Below are 16,347 nucleotides of genomic sequence, written 5' to 3' on the forward strand. Positions count from 1 at the left end.
ATCGTTATCATGCCTGCCATGTTGATGTGCTGTTCAACGCCCTTTACCAGCTTCACTGCGCCGGAGATGCAACATGAACATTGATTGGATCAACTTCACACCCTGGAGTGCTTTGGGGGGAGGGGCCTTGATCGGGCTGGCCGCCAGCCTGTTCATTCTGGCCAATGGTCGCATCGCCGGCATCAGCGGCCTGCTTGCAGGTGTGATGCAATGGGGCAGTGAGGGCTGGGGCGAGAAGGCGCTGTTTCTTCTCGGCCTGCTGATCGCGCCATTGGTGTGGGGGCTGTTCGCCGTGCTGCCGGAAATCGAGATCGACACCTCGTGGCCGGCGTTGGTGATTGCCGGGCTGCTGGTTGGCCTTGGGACACGGTACGGCTCAGGCTGTACCAGTGGCCACGGTGTGTGTGGAGTCTCGCGCTTGTCACCCCGTTCAATCGTGGCCACGGTGTGCTTCATGGCCAGCGGTTTTGCGACCGTGTACGTCATCCGCCATGCGCTGGGGGCCTGAGAATGAGCAAGTTGACAGCTTTTTTCGCCGGCTTGATCTTTGGTCTTGGCCTGTTGTTGGCAGGCATGGCGAACCCCGCCAAGGTGTTGGCTTTTCTCGATGTGGCCGGGGCCTGGGATCCGTCACTCGCACTGGTGATGGCAGGGGCCATCGCGGTGGCGGCTGCTCCGCTGAACTGGGCACGCAAACACAAGCGGTCGTTGCTTGGCGCCCCCATGCAGATACCTGTGAAAAGGGAGCTGGACGCCCGCCTGATCGGTGGCAGCCTGGTGTTTGGCGTAGGCTGGGGCATTGCCGGCATCTGCCCGGGGCCTGCGGTCGCCATCTCGCTTACCGGGCACTGGCAGGTACTGGTATTCGTAGTGGCAATGCTGGCGGGGATGTATGCGTTCACTGTGCTGCAGGGGCGTACATCTTGATGAGGTCTGCGTTCTAATTTTTACGTCGCTATCGGCGTTCGCCCCAGCGCCTCACGCAGCCAGGTACCCGCTTTGCCCAAACGCAAGCCTGACGACCAGACAAGGTCGACGCCTACCGTCCAATCGGTGTACGGGTAAGCTTCCAGCTGCAGTTCCACAAACTCCCCATTGGGACCCAACGCTTGTATCAGTTGCCTGGGCACTGTGGCCCATCCCATGCCTGCGCGCAGCATGTCCATCAAGGTCAAATAGCTTTCTACACGCCAATGGTTGGGTGAATTCAGGTATTCACTGGTGGGCAAGCGGTCCTGGAAGGGGAGGTAGATCAACTGTCGGTAGTTGCTCAATTGATTGAAGCTGACGGTGGGCATTGCGACCAGAGGGTGTTGGCGGCCGACGACGTTGCTGAACGTGATGCTGCCAAGGCGTATGAATTGCAGATTTCGCGGGTAATGAGTGCGGGTACACATCATGGCAAGCAATAGTTTTTTGTCTTCGATCATTGTCAGTACATCCTGCCCGCAAGGATGCAACACAGTAAGGTCGACATGGGGGAATCGGCGGGAGAATTCCTCTAGAACAGGTGCAAGGGACTGATAGGGGATCGCCTCGTCGATGCTGATCACTAGCTCAGTCTCCAACGCCTGCGCCAGGCTGCTCGCACGACTTTCCATGTTGCAGCACTGACCCAGAATCGCCTCGGCGTCACGCAACAAGGCCCTGCCTTCATTGGTGAGTTGTGGATAGCGCTGACTGCGATCAAACAGGGTAATTCCCAGATCGATTTCCAGGTTGCCAACGGAAATGCTCACAGCGGATTGCGACTTGCCCAATTTGCGTGCTGCGGCCGAAAAAGAGCGCTCACTGACGACCGCAGAAAAAGCGGCCAGTTGTTCAAGAGACAACCTCATCGCTGCTCCATAAAAAAATTAAATGGGACCCATTTTTACAACGGGTACGGGCTGGCGCATGGTGGTGCTGCGCTACCCATAACCACAATAACTATTTATTTCATCACTGCCTCGACAATACGTTTCAGGAGAGGACAAATGACCCCTAGCGTGCACCCGGTAGATCAGCGCTTACCGCTGATACAAACTGCAGTACTTGGCTTTCAGCATGTGCTGGTGATGTATTCGGCCTGCATTATTGTGCCGCTGATCCTCGGCGCTGCACTGAAACTTCCCAAGGACCAGTTGACCCTGATCATAAATGCCGATCTTTTTGCGGCGGGCCTGGCGACGCTCTTGCAGTGCGCGGGCAACCGTTTTTTCGGCATTCAGCTGCCCATCATGATGGGCGTGACCTTCGCTTCGGTCACGCCGATGATTGCCATCGCCGTGACCCCCGGCCTCGGCCTGCCGGGCGTGTATGGTGCGATTATCGCGTCGGGTCTGTTTGGTTTTCTGTTCGCCCCGGTGATGGGGCGGCTGCTGCGCTATTTTCCGCCGGTGGTGACGGGGACTGTGTTGCTGGTGATTGGCATCAGCCTGATGCGCGTTGGCATCGACTGGTCAGCCGGCGGACAACCAACGCTGGCTGATGGCGGGCCCAATCCGGATTACGGCAACCCGGTCTACCTGGCTATCTCGCTGGCTCAGTTACTGTTGATTCTAGGGCTCAACCGATTCGCTAAAGGCTTTATTGCCAATATTGCAGTGTTGCTGGGTGTATTGGTCGGTTTTGTGATTGCCTTCATTCGCGGGGATATCGTCCTTGATGGCATCGCTCAAACGCCTTGGTTCTCCACCATCACGCCCTTTGCGTTTGGCCTGCCGACGTTCGACGCCGTTGCCGTGATCTCAATGTGCATGGTGATGTTGGTGACCATGGTCGAGTCGACGGGGATGTTCCTGGCATTGGGAAGCATGGTCGACCGGCCCACCAGCCGCCAGCGCCTGGTGCGCGGACTTCGTGCCGATGGCATGGGCGCCATTGTCGGCGGCGTATTCAATGCATTTCCCTACACGTCGTTTTCGCAGAACATCGGCCTGGTCACCATGACCGGGGTCAAGAGTCGCTATGTGTGCATAGCCGGTGCGCTGATCCTCATCGCCCTCGGGCTCTTTCCAAAACTGGCGTATGTGGTGGCGTCGACACCGCAATATGTGCTCGGCGCCGCAGGCATGGTGATGTTCGGCATGGTTACGCTCATGGGGGTGCGCATCCTGTCTACGGTTGACTTCGAGCAGTCGCGCTACAACTTGCTGATTGCCGCCACCAGCGTTGGCATTGGCATGATCCCGATGGTTTCCCCGCTGTATTTCCACCACCTTCCCCAATGGAGTCGGGTGTTCACCGAAAGCGGGATCATCCTCAGTGTGCTCACTGCACTGATCCTCAACCTGGTGTTCAACGGACCTACCAAAACAGATGAAGCGCAGGCCAGTGCGGCGCGTAACGCGGTACTTGGCGAAAGCTGAATACCGGCCCTCCAGAAACATTCATAAAAGGTCGAACATGATGATCAGTGAACTCCTGAGGGCTGACGTGGTGCTTACCATGGACGCCTTTAACACCGTCATTGAGGATGGCGCCGTATTGATTTGCGACGGCGTGATTGCCGACGTCGGCCCTGCAACTGAGTTGCTCACGCGGTATCCCGAAGCCAAGGTCCGGCGCCTGACCGATCGGCTGCTGATGCCCGGGCTGGTCAACACCCACTGCCATTCCGGCATCCTTCGCGGTACGGCGGAAGGTTTGCCGGTATGGGACTGGCTGCAGCAGTATATTGACCCCATGCACCGCGTTCTGCTGCCCAGCGAAGCACGCCTGGCTTCCATGCTCTGCTATAGCGAAGCGCTGTTGTCCGGCACCACGACTATTGTGGACATGTGGCGGTACATGCACGGTAGCGCCGAAGCGGCCAATGAGCTCGGCATCCGGGCGGTGCTCGTGCCATATGTAGCAGAGCACCCGGACCATGACTACTTCGAGACGTTGGACAGTAATGAAACCTTGATCGAGCGCTGGCATGGTGCAGCCAATGGCCGCATCAATGTCTGGGTCGGCCTGGAACACCTGTTCTATGCAGTGCCCAAGGCCTGGCAACGAATTGCCGATATCTGCAAAGCCAATGACGTCGGATTCCACACCCACAGCAACGAAAGCCGCTTCGATGTTGAAGAAACCCTTCGCCGCCATGGCATCAGGCCGGTCCAGGCTTTGGAAAAGTTCGGCCTGCTCAATGCCAGGAAGGTGTTGCTCGCTCACTGTGTCTGGGTGGACGATGCCGAAATTGCTTTGATGGCCGAGCGCAAAGTCGGAGTGGCGCACAACCCGGTCAGCAATATGAAACTGGCCTCGGGTGCCGCACCGGTGGAAAAAATGCTGGCGGCCGGCGTCGCGGTCGGTTTGGGGACCGATGGCGAGAAAGAAAACAACAACCTGGATATGTTCGAGGAAATGAAAGTGTCATCGCTGTTGGCCAAGTTCGTCAGCCTCAATGCTGCTGCCCTCGACGCATGGTCGGTTTGTCGCATGGCGACCATTGACGGCGCCCGCGCGCTGGGTATGGACAAGCAGATCGGCTCCCTGGAAAAAGGCAAGGCAGCGGACATCATCGCGGTGCGCATTGATACGCCAAGAATGACACCGTTGATCACCCAAGGACCGCTGGCCAATCTTCATCACAACCTCGTCCATGCGGTCCAGGGTGGGGATGTCGACCTGACCATGGTGGCCGGGCGGGTACTGGTCGAAAACGGGCACTTGAAAAATGCCGAGCTGGATGTGTTGATCACAGAGGTCAACGTCATCGCGCCTGCATTGTTTGCCCGACGTAAAGCCTGGCTCGAGCAAACTGGCGTATCGGTCAATGAGCTCCAGCGCGTAGCGGCTTCATAAGGTCGGCTCCAGGCAGACGGCCGACATACAGGGCACGGCCAGGGCCCCATCCTGACGCGAGCGGTGCGGTGGTATCCCTGGGCGTGGTCGAGTCGGATCTGGCGGCTTTCGGTATCGAGCTGGAGCACCAGTGCCTTGCGGCTTTCGCTCAGTCTACCGATTGCACGTAAACCACCCGGTCCCGCCCATTCTGCTTGGCGCTGTAGAGCCCGGTGTCGGCGCGTTCCAGCGCCTGGTCGAGGTGTTCGTCATCGTTGAGCAGCGTGCAGCCGATGCTCACGCTGGCCCGTAGCGGGCCGGTGGAAAGTTGTACCGGCTCGCTGCCGATCATCTGCCGAACCCGCTCGGCAATCCCCTTGAGCTCTTCGCTGTCGTTGACCCTGACCAGAGCGACGAATTCCTCACCGCCCTGGCGCACCACGAGATCGTCCGGGCGCAGGGCTGCGCGCAGGCGGCGGGCGCATTCGCAAAGCACCTGATCGCCGCTGGTATGGCCATACCTGTCGTTGATGCTTTTGAAATGGTCAAGGTCCGCATAGATCGCCCCCAGGCGCAGGCTGCTCTGTGCTGCCCGGCGCCGCTCGTGGTCCTGAAACGCTGTCAGACCGTTGCGGTTCCACAACTGCGTCAACGGATCAAGCATGGCCTTGCGCTGCTCTCGGTCCATTTCCAGGCGCAAGTCACGGTTACTCTGGATCAGGCCACGCAGCTGCAGATAACCCTCTGCAAGCGTGGCCAGGTCCTTGAAGTTCGCTTGCTGCGTTTCGTTCAGCGTGCGCGGGCGGGGGTCGAGCATGCACAATGTCCCTATGGCCTTGCCATTCCCCGCGCGCAGGGGGTGCCCTGCGTAAAAGCGGATATAGGGGGCGCTGAGTACCAGCGGGTTGTCGACGAAACGCGGGTCACGCGTGGCATCGGGCACCAACAATGTGTCCTCCCCAAGGATGGCGTAGCCACAGAAAGAAACGTTGCGCGGCGTCTCGCTGGCCGCCAGCCCGATACGTGCCTTGAACCACTGGCGCTCTTGGTCGATCAGGCTGATCAGCACCGTGTCCACTTGTGCCAGTTGCTGGGTAAGCCGTACCAGGGTGTCGAGGTAATGCTCGGCCGGCGTATCGAGCAGGTGCATCTCATCCAGCGTGCGCTGGCGAGCTGCTTCGTCGGTGGGGAGGGGGCAAGCTGGCATGGGACTTCCTTTTTCTGGGGGCGGGCGGCGCCTGTCAAAGGCCGCAGCGCTCTCTGCGAGGTCAGGATCGGCTGGCGATTGTCTACCAAAACCGGCTGTTCTGGTATAGGAGCCAAACCGCTCCGTTTCCAGGCCAAGTGCGGAAATCTGGCGGCCACGCCCCAAGCCAGCGCTTCGCTCTACCGACAAATCATCATTGCCGCTTGAACCTTACTTGAGACGCCCAGTCTGAGCCGAGCCCCTTCAAGTGGCTTTGCTGCCGTCATCCTTCTTGAGCCGTTCGCCCATGCGCCACGCTGTCCGCTACTCCGCCATTTTTTCGTTTTGCCTCGTTGCCTTGCTCTCCTTGTTCGTCAGCCCCGCCCATGCCAGCGGGGAGCGGCAACTGGTAGAGGCCATCAACGACTACCGCGCCCAACCACAGCGCTGCCAGAGACGCCTGGTTCAGGTGTCGACGCCGCTGGCATTAAAGTCGAAGCTGGCGTTGCCTGCCGGCTATAGCGGTGGTTTGCGGGAAGGGTTGAAGGCTGTCGGCTACCAGGCGGTGAGGGTGCGGGCCATCCGTCTGGTCGGCGCCCGGGATGCCGAGGAGGCCTTTGACATGCTGCGCAGCGACTACTGCGCTGCTTTGCTCGATAGCCAATTTGCCGATATTGGTATCAGTCGTGACCGGAACGTGTGGCGGGTAGTGTTGGCGCGCCCCTTGCTCGATGCCCAGCTCGGCAATGGTCAATCCGTTGGCAAAGCGTTGCTGGCACAGGTCAACGCAGCACGGTCGAAGCCGCGTCTGTGTGGCCGCCAGCGCTTCGCCGCTGCACGTCCGTTGGCCTGGAATACCGCCTTGGGCGCGGCTGCGCAGAGACACAGTCGGGCGATGGCCAACGCCAATTTCTTTGCGCACCGCGACCCCAACGGCGATCTACCGGCAGACCGGGCGCGCGATGCCGGGTACCGTGGACGCCAGATCGGCGAGAATATTGCTGCCGGGCAGGGGGCTGCAAGCAAGGCGATGGCAGGCTGGCTGGCCAGTCCCGGGCATTGTGCCAACCTGATGAACCCGATGTTTACCCAAGTGGGCGCTGCTTTTGCTGCGAACTCGCGTAGCGATGAGGGTGTGTACTGGACGATGCTGTTCGGCGCACCTTGAAAGTGGGCGCGCCTTTGGGGGCAAATTCACCTGCGGTAGGTGCTGGGGCCAGGATGATGGCTTAGCTCGCCATCACTTCGTCGATCGCCTGCTCAAGGGTGCTGACCGTGCGCTCGATATTGTGCAGTTTTTCGAGCCCGAACAGACCGATGCGGAAGGTCTGGAAATCGGCGGGCTCGTCGCATTGCAACGGTACCCCGGCGGCGATCTGCAGGCCGTGATCGGCAAATTTCTTACCGGTCTTGATACCCGCATCGTCGGTGTAGCTCACCACTACGCCAGGGGCCTGAAAACCGGCAGCAGCCACGCTTTTGATGCCTTTACGGGTCAACATGGTGCGCACCCGATCGCCCAGGGCCTGTTGTTCGCCGCGGACCTTATCGAAACCGTAGGCCTGCATCTCGTTCATCACGTCGTTGAATCGCGCGAGCGAGTCGCTAGGCATGGTCGCATGGTAGGCATGCCCGCCCTGTTCGTAGGCCTGCATGATCTGAAGCCACTTTTTCAGGTCGCAGGCAAAGCTGCTGCTACGCGTCTGCTCCACGCGCTCCAGGGCCAACGCGCTGAACATCACCAAGGCACAGCAAGGGGAGGCGCTCCAGCCTTTCTGCGGTGCGCTGATCAGCAAGTCCACTGCACATTTCTGCATATCAACCCAAAGCGTGCCGGAGGCGATGCAGTCCAGCACGAACAAGCCACCCACTTCATGCACGGCGTCGCCGACGGCCCGGACGTATTCGTCGGGCAGGATAATCCCTGATGAGGTTTCAACGTGGGGGGCGAAGACCATCTGCGGCTTCTGCGCCTTGATGGCTGCCAGGACTTCGTCAAGAGGTGGTGGGGCGTAAGCCGCTTGGCGACCCGTGTCTATCGGTCGGGCTTTCAGCACCGTTGTGGCTGCCGGAATGTTGCCCATCTCAAGGATCTGGCTCCAGCGATAGCTGAACCAGCCGTTGCGTATCACCAAGCATTGCTGGCCGGTGGCAAACTGCCGTGCCACCGCTTCCATGCCGAATGTGCCGCTCCCTGGTACCACCGCAACAGCCTGGGCGTTGTAGACCTGTTTCAGGGTCTTGGAAATGTTTTTCATCACGCCTTGAAATGCCTGTGACATGTGATTGAGCGAGCGGTCGGTGTAGACCACCGAGTACTCGACCAGCCCCTCAGGATCAATACTGGGATAAAGCGTTGACATAGGTGACTCCTTTGGCATGGATGTCAGTGGTATCGACCCCGCCCCAAGCTTTGGCAGATGACAGGACGGGGCGGTACTGATGTGGCGTCAGTTAAACGGCAGTTACCACCATAGCTTGGGGAAGGCACATTGCGATGCGCTAAGCTGTAATTCTTCAGGATTGAGGTCTCAGCATGGAATGTTACTTCGTCCCGCCACGAGCAGAGATGCAGCAGCGATTAGCCGCGTAGTTCTAGCCGCCCTGCGTGAGTCAAATTCACAGGACTACCCGCCTGATGTGATCGTTAAGGATTAGCCCAGACTATCTATGCTCATCGCCTCGATCTGGGGCTGCAACTGCAACGCTTGCGCTCTTGGCGTGATGAAAGCTGGCAGCGTTGCCGCCGGCTGCTCTTGGTAGAGCGGTAGGCATTTACGGATGACGTTGGCATTGATGCCGTGGCTGATGGCGAGACTGGAGTTCGCCGTACGCCTACCCGGTTACAGATGTCTGTTACGGCCCGACAGCAGTCGGTCGCGACTGACCGCTGTCGACCCATTATAGATAGTCCGTTCCACCGTCAACGATACTGGTATCGGTTGGCAGGTAGCTGTCAACGAGGGTGGAACATGCACCCGTAGACTACGAATATTTCGACCCAAACGCATGACGTTTGCCGCTTTAGCTTCGAGTCTACAGGTGCGCTTGCGCTCGATAACGAATACTCAGGGTTCGCCGTCGCACCGGCTCACTATATTGCCTTCGCTGAACGCAAGCATGCATGTCCCTGGCAGCTATTTTATCGCTTGCGGAGGCTCACATGACAGCGTCCATGACTCAGCATTTTGTCGCCTACGTTGATATCGACTGGGCGGATACCAAGCATGATATTTGCGTACAGGCTGGCGATGGAAATCACCGTGAGTTCGACTGTATCCCTCACAAGGTTGACCGTATTGATGAGTGGGCTAAGGCGTTGCATCAGCGCTTGGGTGGGCCCATCGCAGTGGCTGTCGAGCTTGCTAAAGGGCCGATTGTCTCAGCCTTGCTGAAGTACGATTTTCTCGTGCTTTTCCCCATCAATCCGTCGACGCTTGCCAGGTATCGTTTGGCATTTAAACCTAGTCGTGCCAAGGACGATCCCTCCGATGCAGAGTTGGCACTCGATATGCTGCTTCGCCACCCAGAGCAGTTCACCGCACTCAAGCCACAGAGCGTGGCAATGAGATCGCTACTGAGCCTGATTGAACAGCGCCGAGATTTGGTCAACGACAAAACGCGCTTCACCAACCGACTGAGTAGCACCCTTAAGCAGTACTACCCGCAAGCACTGGAATGGTTTGAGCAGCGGGACACTCTGTTGTTCTGCGATTTCCTAGCTCGCTGGCCGACACTCCTGTCAGCCAAACGGGCACGTAAAACCACGCTTGAGGCGTTCTTTTACTCGCACAACGGACGCTGAGCCGCATTGATCCAGACGCGCGTGGCATCGATCCGTGCAGCCTCTGCGCTCACCGATGATGCCGGTATCATCGAGCCATGCCGTTTGCATGTCCTCGCGCTGGTTGAGCAACTGCGTACCGTTCTGATGGTGATTGATCGGTTCGATACGGAAATTGAGCGGGTAGCTTCTGCGCTACCTGACTACGCGTTGTTTCATAGCTTGCCAGGCGCAGGCCAGCATCTGGCACCACGCCTACTTGCAGCTTTTGGAGAACAACGTGAACGCTTCCATGGCGCAGACGAGCTACAAAAGTATTCCGGCATAGCCCCGGTCACAGAGCGCAGTGGAAAGAAAAGCTGGGTGCACTGGCGATGGCAGTGTCCAACGTTTCTCCGCCAAACCTTCGTTGAGTGGGCAGGTCAGACCATCAACAAGTCCTTCTGGGCTGGAGCCTATTACCGGCAGCAGCGCGCCAAAGGAAGCAGTTACCAGGCCGCTGTACGCGCACTTGCGTTCAAGTGGATTCGGATTTTGTACAGGTGCTGGCAAACCAGGACGCCTTACGATGAAACCACCTATTTGAATGCGCTGAGGAAGCGCGGCTCACCGCTTCTCAAGACCCTCGATTTGAGTTGACTGACTTCCTCAGGGCGTGAAGCTGCCCTTTGCGGAGGGCAACTAACGGCCAAGAGCTGCTGATGCCGGGTAGAACAGGCCAACAAGCGCTCCGTCTTTTCTACTGGATCGTAGGTCGCAGCTTATCTCGGAGACGCAGGAAAACCATGATCTTTTGCTGCCCATACAACAACCAGTGTTGCCGCCAGCAGCACCAGCAGCGCAGGCGCGAATGCGGCCACGCCAAGGCGATCCAGCAGGACGCCACCGATTATGCCGCCGCCCGCGATTGCCATGTTCCAGGCAGTGACCAGCATTGACTGCGCAACGTCGGCCGCGTCGCCAGCAGTCTTAGCAATGGCAGTCTGGAACAGAGTTGCCGCGCCGCCAAAGGCCAGGCCCCAGGTCGCCACCGCAACATAAATCACTGCCGGTGCATCAGCAGCTACGCCCAGTGCCATCGCCGCCAAGCCGAACAAGGCCGTACTGGTGAGTGTCAACGTACGCAGATGGCAGTCGATCAGCACGCCGACGATCCAGATTCCCAGCAGGGAGGTGACGCCGAACACCAGCAGCGCCAAGTCCGTGCGTTCGGCCATGCCCGCTGCCGTCAGGAACGGCGCGATGTAGGTGTAGAGGATGTTGTGCGCCAGCACAAAGGCCAACACCACGAAAAGCACCGGAAGCACACCAGCCACAGCAAACACATGACCCAGCGACAACCGCTTGCCCACTGCCTGCCCGGCGAAGTCCGGCACCTTGACGCGCACCCACACCATGAGCACCAGTGCCAGCCCGCTCATGATGCCAAAGCAAGTCCGCCAGCCCACCAACTTCCCAAGGAAGGTTCCAGCTGGCACGCCAAGCGACAGTGCCAATGGAGTGCCAACCATCGCAATGGCGATGGCTCTGCCTTTTTGATGTTCGGGCACCATGCGCGCCGCATAGCCGGCCAGCAGCGCCCAAAGCAGTCCGGCCGATACACCCGCCAGGAAGCGTGCAATTATCGTCAGCACATAACTGTCGGAAAACGTGGTCACGGTATTAGCGACCACGAAGCCCGCGATTGCCGCCAGCAGCAGCGGGCGGCGGCGCACGCCCTGCGTGGCGGTGGTCAAAGGAATCGCCGCTAACAGCGAACCGACGGCATAGATGGTTACGAGCTGCCCGGCTAGTGCTTCGGAGACTCCCAAGCCGGCGCTGATCTGAGGTAATAAGCCCGCCGGCAAGGCTTCCGTTAGGATCGTGACGAAGCCGGCCAGCGCTAGGGCCAGCAGTGATGTAACGGGAAGGTGTGCGCTTGGGGCGCCACAGCCAAGAGTTGTTGTTGAACGTACCATAGGACTGCCTTGTCGGGTGTCGATTGCGGACTCAATGGCACGGAACCGGCACAAAGTGAATGTGGGCAGTCATCTTGTTGTTATTTCCGTTATAAAACCATAATGCTTATATTCAGAACATATCGGACTAATTTTCCTAGATAGGCGCGACGATGGAGTGGCTGAGCGGCATCGCGATTTTCATACAGGCAGCGGATACCCGCAGTTTCTCGGAGGCTGGGCGCAACATAGGGATATCATCGTCAGCCGTGGGAAAAAGCGTGTCCCGGCTGGAGGAACGGCTGGGCGTGCGTCTGTTCCACCGAAGTACGCGTAGCATTACGCTGACCGCCGAAGGTGGCCTGTTCTTGGAACGCTGCCGGCGCATTCTCTGTGAAGCCGAGGCGGCCGAGCTTGAGCTGTCCCAAATCCAGCAAGCGCCCAAGGGTCGGCTGCGCATCAGCCTGCCCTTGGTCGGAATGCTGGTAATGCCCGCGCTGACAGCCTTCATGCATCGCTATCCAGCTATTGAGCTGGACGTGGATTTCTCAGATCGGCTGGTGGACGTGATTGATGAAGGCTTCGACGTGGTGATGCGTACCGGCGAACCGACCGATTCGCGCCTAATGTCGCGGCCGCTCGGAAGCTACTGCCTGCAATTAGTCGCCTCGCCCAGCTACCTGGCGAGCCAAGGATCGCCCGAGGTTCCCGCTGACCTGGCGCACCATGTCTGCTTACAGCATAAGTTCCCCTCCACGGGAAGGTTCGAGGCTTGGCCGTTGGCGCGCGGCGAAGACGCGCCGGAATGGACGCTGCCGGCCTCAATGGTGTGCAACACCACTGGGGCGTTGATGGACGTGGCCATCGCGGGCTTGGGCATCGCGTGCCTACCGGACTTTATGGTGCGACAGGCCATCGAACGGGGCGAGCTGGTTTCGGTGCTGGACGCGCATGTCGAACACCAAGGCACATTCCGTCTACTGTGGCCGTCGAGCAAGCAGCTTGCTCCGAAGCTTCGCGTGTTCATCGACTTTATGGTCGATACGCTTTTTGCACAAAGGGCCGTGGCCTAGACAAACGCGTGGGGCTGACTAGCAGCTGCTCGCCAAAGCGAGCTTGCGTCGTTCCCAAGTGTTCGCTGGCCTACCCCGTTTCATGGATCTCGACTGGCAGCTTATGGCCGATAGCTGTTCTCCACGAAGGGCACCAATGGGTCCAGGCTGTGTGAAAACGCAGTAAATACATCGAAAACTCAGAGTCGAGCTGACTGCCTGTGGAATCAGCACGCGAGAGCGCGAATAGCCTCACCCAGCGAAAAAGACGTTTGCAGCGCTATATGGGCCGCGTCAGCGGCCCATATAGCTGTTTGCGGGCCAGCAAACAGCGGGGTTTACGCCCTGATCGCCTCAAGTAACCCTGCGATGCCGAAGATGCTCATCATTCGTTTGAGGTTGTAGGCGAGCACGTGAAGGCTCATTTCGGTGCTTACCCTCGGCAGGGTTTTGGTCAGGAAGTGGGTACTTCCCATCCAGAATTTGAGCGTGCCAAAGGGATGCTCCACCGTCTGCCGGCGAACCTTCATCTTCCCCGGATCATGCTCCAATCGAATCTGCACTCCTTCGACTACGGCTTCATGCTCCCAGCGCTTTAATCGCCGCTCTTTACCGGTCGTACACTGCTTCTGCATCGAGCAGCTCTGGCATCCTGAAAACCAGTAGCAGTGCAGTAGCATGCCGTCTTCCACTGAGGAATGCCGGCGCGTCAGCAACTGACCCGCAGGGCATCGATATTCGTCCGAAGCAGCCATGTAGATGAAGTCCTGCTTGCCGAATCGGCCTTCCGCTTTGCTGCTCGATGTCAGTGGTTTAGGTACAAAGGTGGTGATGCCAGCTTGCTCGCAAGCAAGGATTTCCGGGCCTTTGTAATAGCCTCTATCAGCAACCACCGTCAGCGCCTCAACACCGATTTCTTCCCGTGCCTGGTTAGCCATATTGCTCAGTTGCCCGCGATCATTACCAACGTTGGTCACCTCATGGGCAATGATCAGATGGTGTTTGTCGTCGACTGCTGTTTGTACGTTGTACCCAACTGTGCCGGAGCCTCGGCCGCTTGTGGCCATTGAACGGGCATCTGGATCGGTAAGCGAGATTTGCTGATCGGGACTGGCTTGAAGCTGCGCCTCGATGTCCTTGAGTTTTTGCATCTGCTGTTTCAGTTTTTCGACTTTGTCTTTCAACCGCTCAGTCTTGGCCTCGGCCACTTCCGGCGCTGCCCGATCCGCTGAATCCATTGCCGCTAGATAGCGGTCGATGCTCTGCTCGATCTGCTGCATGCGCGCCTTCACTTTGCCTTGAGTGAAATTGCGGTCGCGGTTATTCACGGCTTTGAATTTGCTGCCGTCGATGGCGATGATCGATTGGGAGAAGAGATTGAGGTTGCGGCAAAGTACAACGAACTGCCGGCAGACACTGCGAATGGCTTTACCATTGTCTCGGCGAAAGTCGGCAATCGTTTTGAAGTCAGGCGCCAATCGGCCTGTCAGCCACATCAGCTCGACATTACGCTCGGCCTCACGCTCAAGCCGGCGGCTGGACTGAATTCGGTTGAGATAGCCGTAGATGTAGATTTTTAGCAGCACTGCTGGATGGTAAGCCGGACGACCCGTTGCCGCAGGATCGACACCCTCGAACCCGAGTGTTCCAAGGTCGAGTTCATCGACAAAAACGTCGACTACCCGAACTGGGTTTTCTTCGGTGATGTAGTCGTCCAGGCACTCCGGCAGCAACGTGACTTGCGTCCGAGACTCACCTTTAATGAATCGCTTCATGATCGTCCCCGCCGCGATCTCGACGATCAGAAGGTTAGACAATCGCAGGCGTTTTCACACAGCCTGGGTCGGTAGCGGTCAATCGCGACAGGCTGCTGTCGACCCAGGCTGTGTGAAAACGCTTGGCGCGATCCGACTGGTTAGAAAATGACCAGAATTTCGCGCTCCTGCGCGAAATCTGGGTTAGCTGAATAACCAAGCCATTTCAGATTTCACGCACGCTCGCGATCTTCAGAGACCCGTTTGGGTTTTCACACAGCCTGGGTGGTAAGCGGTCAGAAGTGACCGACCGCATTCGACCCAGGCTGTGTGAAAACGCCTGCGATTGTCTAACCTTCTGATCGTCGAGATCGCGGCGGGGACGATCATGAAGCGATTCATTAAAGGTGAGTCTCGGACGCAAGTCACGTTGCTGCCGGAGTGCCTGGACGACTACATCACCGAAGAAAACCCAGTTCGGGTAGTCGACGTTTTTGTCGATGAACTCGACCTTGGAACACTCGGGTTCGAGGGTGTCGATCCTGCGGCAACGGGTCGTCCGGCTTACCATCCAGCAGTGCTGCTAAAAATCTACATCTACGGCTATCTCAACCGAATTCAGTCCAGCCGCCGGCTTGAGCGTGAGGCCGAGCGTAATGTCGAGCTGATGTGGCTGACAGGCCGATTGGCGCCTGACTTCAAAACGATTGCCGACTTTCGCCGAGACAATGGTAAAGCCATTCGCAGTGTCTGCCGGCAGTTCGTTGTACTTTGCCGCAACCTCAATCTCTTCTCCCAATCGATCATCGCCATCGACGGCAGCAAATTCAAAGCCGTGAATAACCGCGACCGCAATTTCACTCAAGGCAAAGTGAAGGCGCGCATGCAGCAGATCGAGCAGAGCATCGACCGCTATCTAGCGGCAATGGATTCAGCGGATCGGGCAGCGCCGGAAGTGGCCGAGGCCAAGACTGAGCGGTTGAAAGACAAAGTCGAAAAACTGAAACAGCAGATGCAAAAACTCAAGGACATCGAGGCGCAGCTTCAAGCCAGTCCCGATCAGCAAATCTCGCTTACCGATCCAGATGCCCGTTCAATGGCCACAAGCGGCCGAGGCTCCGGCACAGTTGGGTACAACGTACAAACAGCAGTCGACGACAAACACCATCTGATCATTGCCCATGAGGTGACCAACGTTGGTAATGATCGCGGGCAACTGAGCAATATGGCTAACCAGGCACGGGAAGAAATCGGTGTTGAGGCGCTGACGGTGGTTGCTGATAGAGGCTATTACAAAGGCCCGGAAATCCTTGCTTGCGAGCAAGCTGGCATCACCACCTTTGTACCTAAACCACTGACATCGAGCAGCAAAGCGGAAGGCCGATTCGGCAAGCAGGACTTCATCTACATGGCTGCTTCGGACGAATATCGATGCCCTGCGGGTCAGTTGCTGACGCGCCGGCATTCCTCAGTGGAAGACGGCATGCTACTGCACTGCTACTGGTTTTCAGGATGCCAGAGCTGCTCGATGCAGAAGCAGTGTACGACCGGTAAAGAGCGGCGATTAAAGCGCTGGGAGCATGAAGCCGTAGTCGAAGGAGTGCAGATTCGATTGGAGCATGATCCGGGGAAGATGAAGGTTCGCCGGCAGACGGTGGAGCATCCCTTTGGCACGCTCAAATTCTGGATGGGAAGTACCCACTTCCTGACCAAAACCCTGCCGAGGGTAAGCACCGAAATGAGCCTTCACGTGCTCGCCTACAACCTCAAACGAATGATGAGCATCTTCGGCATCGCAGGGTTACTTGAGGCGATCAGGGCGTAAACCCCGCTGTTTGCTGGCCCGCAAACAGCTATATGGGCCGCTGACGCGGCCCATATA

Annotated in this window: 12 protein-coding genes and 2 pseudogenes; 9 read left to right on the top strand and 5 right to left on the bottom strand. The window is 58.1% G+C overall.

The features are described 5' to 3' along the window. Positions 1-73: 73 nt before the first annotated feature. Both ACMGGN_RS06875 and ACMGGN_RS06880 read left to right on the top strand, forming a co-directional pair. Positions 74-508 carry a YeeE/YedE family protein gene (locus ACMGGN_RS06875; RefSeq protein WP_046785774.1) on the top strand — a complete coding sequence of 145 codons (435 nt, stop codon included), beginning with the start codon at positions 74-76 and terminating at the stop codon, positions 506-508. 2 nt (positions 509-510) lie between these two features. Next, the gene (locus ACMGGN_RS06880) at positions 511-927 is read left to right on the top strand and encodes a DUF6691 family protein (protein WP_174142637.1); all 417 of its coding nucleotides are present in this window, start codon (positions 511-513) and stop codon (positions 925-927) included. Between the two features lie 20 nt (positions 928-947). Here ACMGGN_RS06880 and ACMGGN_RS06885 read toward each other — a convergent pair whose 3' ends face one another. Then, positions 948-1,838: a LysR family transcriptional regulator gene (locus tag ACMGGN_RS06885; RefSeq protein WP_115274431.1), complete on the bottom strand. Its 891-nt coding sequence runs from the start codon at positions 1,836-1,838 to the stop codon at positions 948-950. Positions 1,839-1,976: 138 nt separating this feature from the next. Between ACMGGN_RS06885 and ACMGGN_RS06890 the strand changes: the two genes are divergently transcribed. Together ACMGGN_RS06890 and ACMGGN_RS06895 are read left to right on the top strand one after the other, a co-directional pair. Continuing rightward, the gene (locus ACMGGN_RS06890) at positions 1,977-3,350 is read left to right on the top strand and encodes a nucleobase:cation symporter-2 family protein (RefSeq protein WP_012314986.1); all 1,374 of its coding nucleotides are present in this window, start codon (positions 1,977-1,979) and stop codon (positions 3,348-3,350) included. Positions 3,351-3,387: 37 nt separating this feature from the next. Next, a complete protein-coding gene (locus tag ACMGGN_RS06895) occupies positions 3,388-4,773 on the top strand; it encodes an amidohydrolase family protein (protein ID WP_414156594.1) in 1,386 nt (461 codons plus the stop codon). A 148-nt stretch (positions 4,774-4,921) separates the two neighbouring features. Here ACMGGN_RS06895 and ACMGGN_RS06900 read toward each other — a convergent pair whose 3' ends face one another. Next, positions 4,922-5,959, bottom strand: a complete 1,038-nt coding sequence (locus ACMGGN_RS06900; protein WP_196914399.1) for a sensor domain-containing diguanylate cyclase — start codon at positions 5,957-5,959, stop codon at positions 4,922-4,924. Between the two features lie 286 nt (positions 5,960-6,245). On the opposite strand from ACMGGN_RS06900, the gene ACMGGN_RS06905 reads away from it, so the two are divergent. Then, complete coding sequence (locus ACMGGN_RS06905; RefSeq protein ID WP_196914453.1) at positions 6,246-7,106, top strand: CAP domain-containing protein; 861 nt, start codon at positions 6,246-6,248, stop codon at positions 7,104-7,106. Positions 7,107-7,167: 61 nt separating this feature from the next. On the opposite strand, the gene ACMGGN_RS06910 is transcribed toward ACMGGN_RS06905, so the two are convergent. Beyond that, positions 7,168-8,301 carry an aminotransferase class V-fold PLP-dependent enzyme gene (locus tag ACMGGN_RS06910; protein ID WP_196914400.1) on the bottom strand — a complete coding sequence of 378 codons (1,134 nt, stop codon included), beginning with the start codon at positions 8,299-8,301 and terminating at the stop codon, positions 7,168-7,170. A 178-nt stretch (positions 8,302-8,479) separates the two neighbouring features. Between ACMGGN_RS06910 and ACMGGN_RS06915 the strand changes: the two are divergent. Together ACMGGN_RS06915 and ACMGGN_RS06920 are read left to right on the top strand one after the other, a co-directional pair. Continuing rightward, positions 8,480-8,590, top strand: a pseudogene (locus tag ACMGGN_RS06915) (GNAT family N-acetyltransferase); the annotation flags it as partial. 511 nt (positions 8,591-9,101) lie between these two features. Beyond that, a pseudogene (locus tag ACMGGN_RS06920) lies at positions 9,102-10,361 on the top strand (IS110 family transposase). 122 nt (positions 10,362-10,483) lie between these two features. Here the strand turns inward: ACMGGN_RS06920 and ACMGGN_RS06925 are convergent. Next, positions 10,484-11,680 (bottom strand): MFS transporter, encoded by a 1,197-nt coding sequence (locus ACMGGN_RS06925; RefSeq protein ID WP_174142652.1) that lies wholly within the window; start codon positions 11,678-11,680, stop codon positions 10,484-10,486. A 152-nt stretch (positions 11,681-11,832) separates the two neighbouring features. Here ACMGGN_RS06925 and ACMGGN_RS06930 point away from each other — a divergent pair, with 152 nt between their 5' ends. Continuing rightward, on the top strand, positions 11,833-12,732 hold the full coding sequence (locus tag ACMGGN_RS06930; RefSeq protein ID WP_174142651.1) for a LysR family transcriptional regulator: 900 nt from the start codon (positions 11,833-11,835) through the stop codon (positions 12,730-12,732). Positions 12,733-13,049: 317 nt separating this feature from the next. Here ACMGGN_RS06930 and ACMGGN_RS06935 read toward each other — a convergent pair whose 3' ends face one another. After that, positions 13,050-14,486, bottom strand: coding sequence for an IS1182 family transposase (locus ACMGGN_RS06935; protein WP_196914293.1), 1,437 nt, complete (start codon positions 14,484-14,486; stop codon positions 13,050-13,052). Between the two features lie 367 nt (positions 14,487-14,853). Here ACMGGN_RS06935 and ACMGGN_RS06940 point away from each other — a divergent pair, with 367 nt between their 5' ends. Then, entirely contained in the window at positions 14,854-16,290 is a 1,437-nt protein-coding gene (locus ACMGGN_RS06940) for an IS1182 family transposase (RefSeq protein WP_196914293.1), read from the top strand. Positions 16,291-16,347 lie beyond the last annotated feature (57 nt).

Origin of the sequence: Pseudomonas sp. BNK-30, from assembly GCF_047456185.1 — a bacterium.
GTDB lineage: Bacteria > Pseudomonadota > Gammaproteobacteria > Pseudomonadales > Pseudomonadaceae > Aquipseudomonas > Aquipseudomonas putida_E.

What these genes read in the sequence shown, in the direction of transcription:
- ACMGGN_RS06875 (WP_046785774.1), top strand. Translation starts at nt 74, where the DNA reads ATGAACATTGATTGGATCAACTTCACACCCTGGAGTGCTTTGGGGGGA.
- ACMGGN_RS06880 (WP_174142637.1), top strand. Translation starts at nt 511, where the DNA reads ATGAGCAAGTTGACAGCTTTTTTCGCCGGCTTGATCTTTGGTCTTGGC.
- ACMGGN_RS06885 (WP_115274431.1), bottom strand. Translation starts at nt 1,838, where the DNA reads ATGAGGTTGTCTCTTGAACAACTGGCCGCTTTTTCTGCGGTCGTCAGT.
- ACMGGN_RS06890 (WP_012314986.1), top strand. Translation starts at nt 1,977, where the DNA reads ATGACCCCTAGCGTGCACCCGGTAGATCAGCGCTTACCGCTGATACAA.
- ACMGGN_RS06895 (WP_414156594.1), top strand. Translation starts at nt 3,388, where the DNA reads ATGATGATCAGTGAACTCCTGAGGGCTGACGTGGTGCTTACCATGGAC.
- ACMGGN_RS06900 (WP_196914399.1), bottom strand. Translation starts at nt 5,959, where the DNA reads ATGCCAGCTTGCCCCCTCCCCACCGACGAAGCAGCTCGCCAGCGCACG.
- ACMGGN_RS06905 (WP_196914453.1), top strand. Translation starts at nt 6,246, where the DNA reads ATGCGCCACGCTGTCCGCTACTCCGCCATTTTTTCGTTTTGCCTCGTT.
- ACMGGN_RS06910 (WP_196914400.1), bottom strand. Translation starts at nt 8,301, where the DNA reads ATGTCAACGCTTTATCCCAGTATTGATCCTGAGGGGCTGGTCGAGTAC.
- ACMGGN_RS06925 (WP_174142652.1), bottom strand. Translation starts at nt 11,680, where the DNA reads ATGGTACGTTCAACAACAACTCTTGGCTGTGGCGCCCCAAGCGCACAC.
- ACMGGN_RS06930 (WP_174142651.1), top strand. Translation starts at nt 11,833, where the DNA reads ATGGAGTGGCTGAGCGGCATCGCGATTTTCATACAGGCAGCGGATACC.
- ACMGGN_RS06935 (WP_196914293.1), bottom strand. Translation starts at nt 14,486, where the DNA reads ATGAAGCGATTCATTAAAGGTGAGTCTCGGACGCAAGTCACGTTGCTG.
- ACMGGN_RS06940 (WP_196914293.1), top strand. Translation starts at nt 14,854, where the DNA reads ATGAAGCGATTCATTAAAGGTGAGTCTCGGACGCAAGTCACGTTGCTG.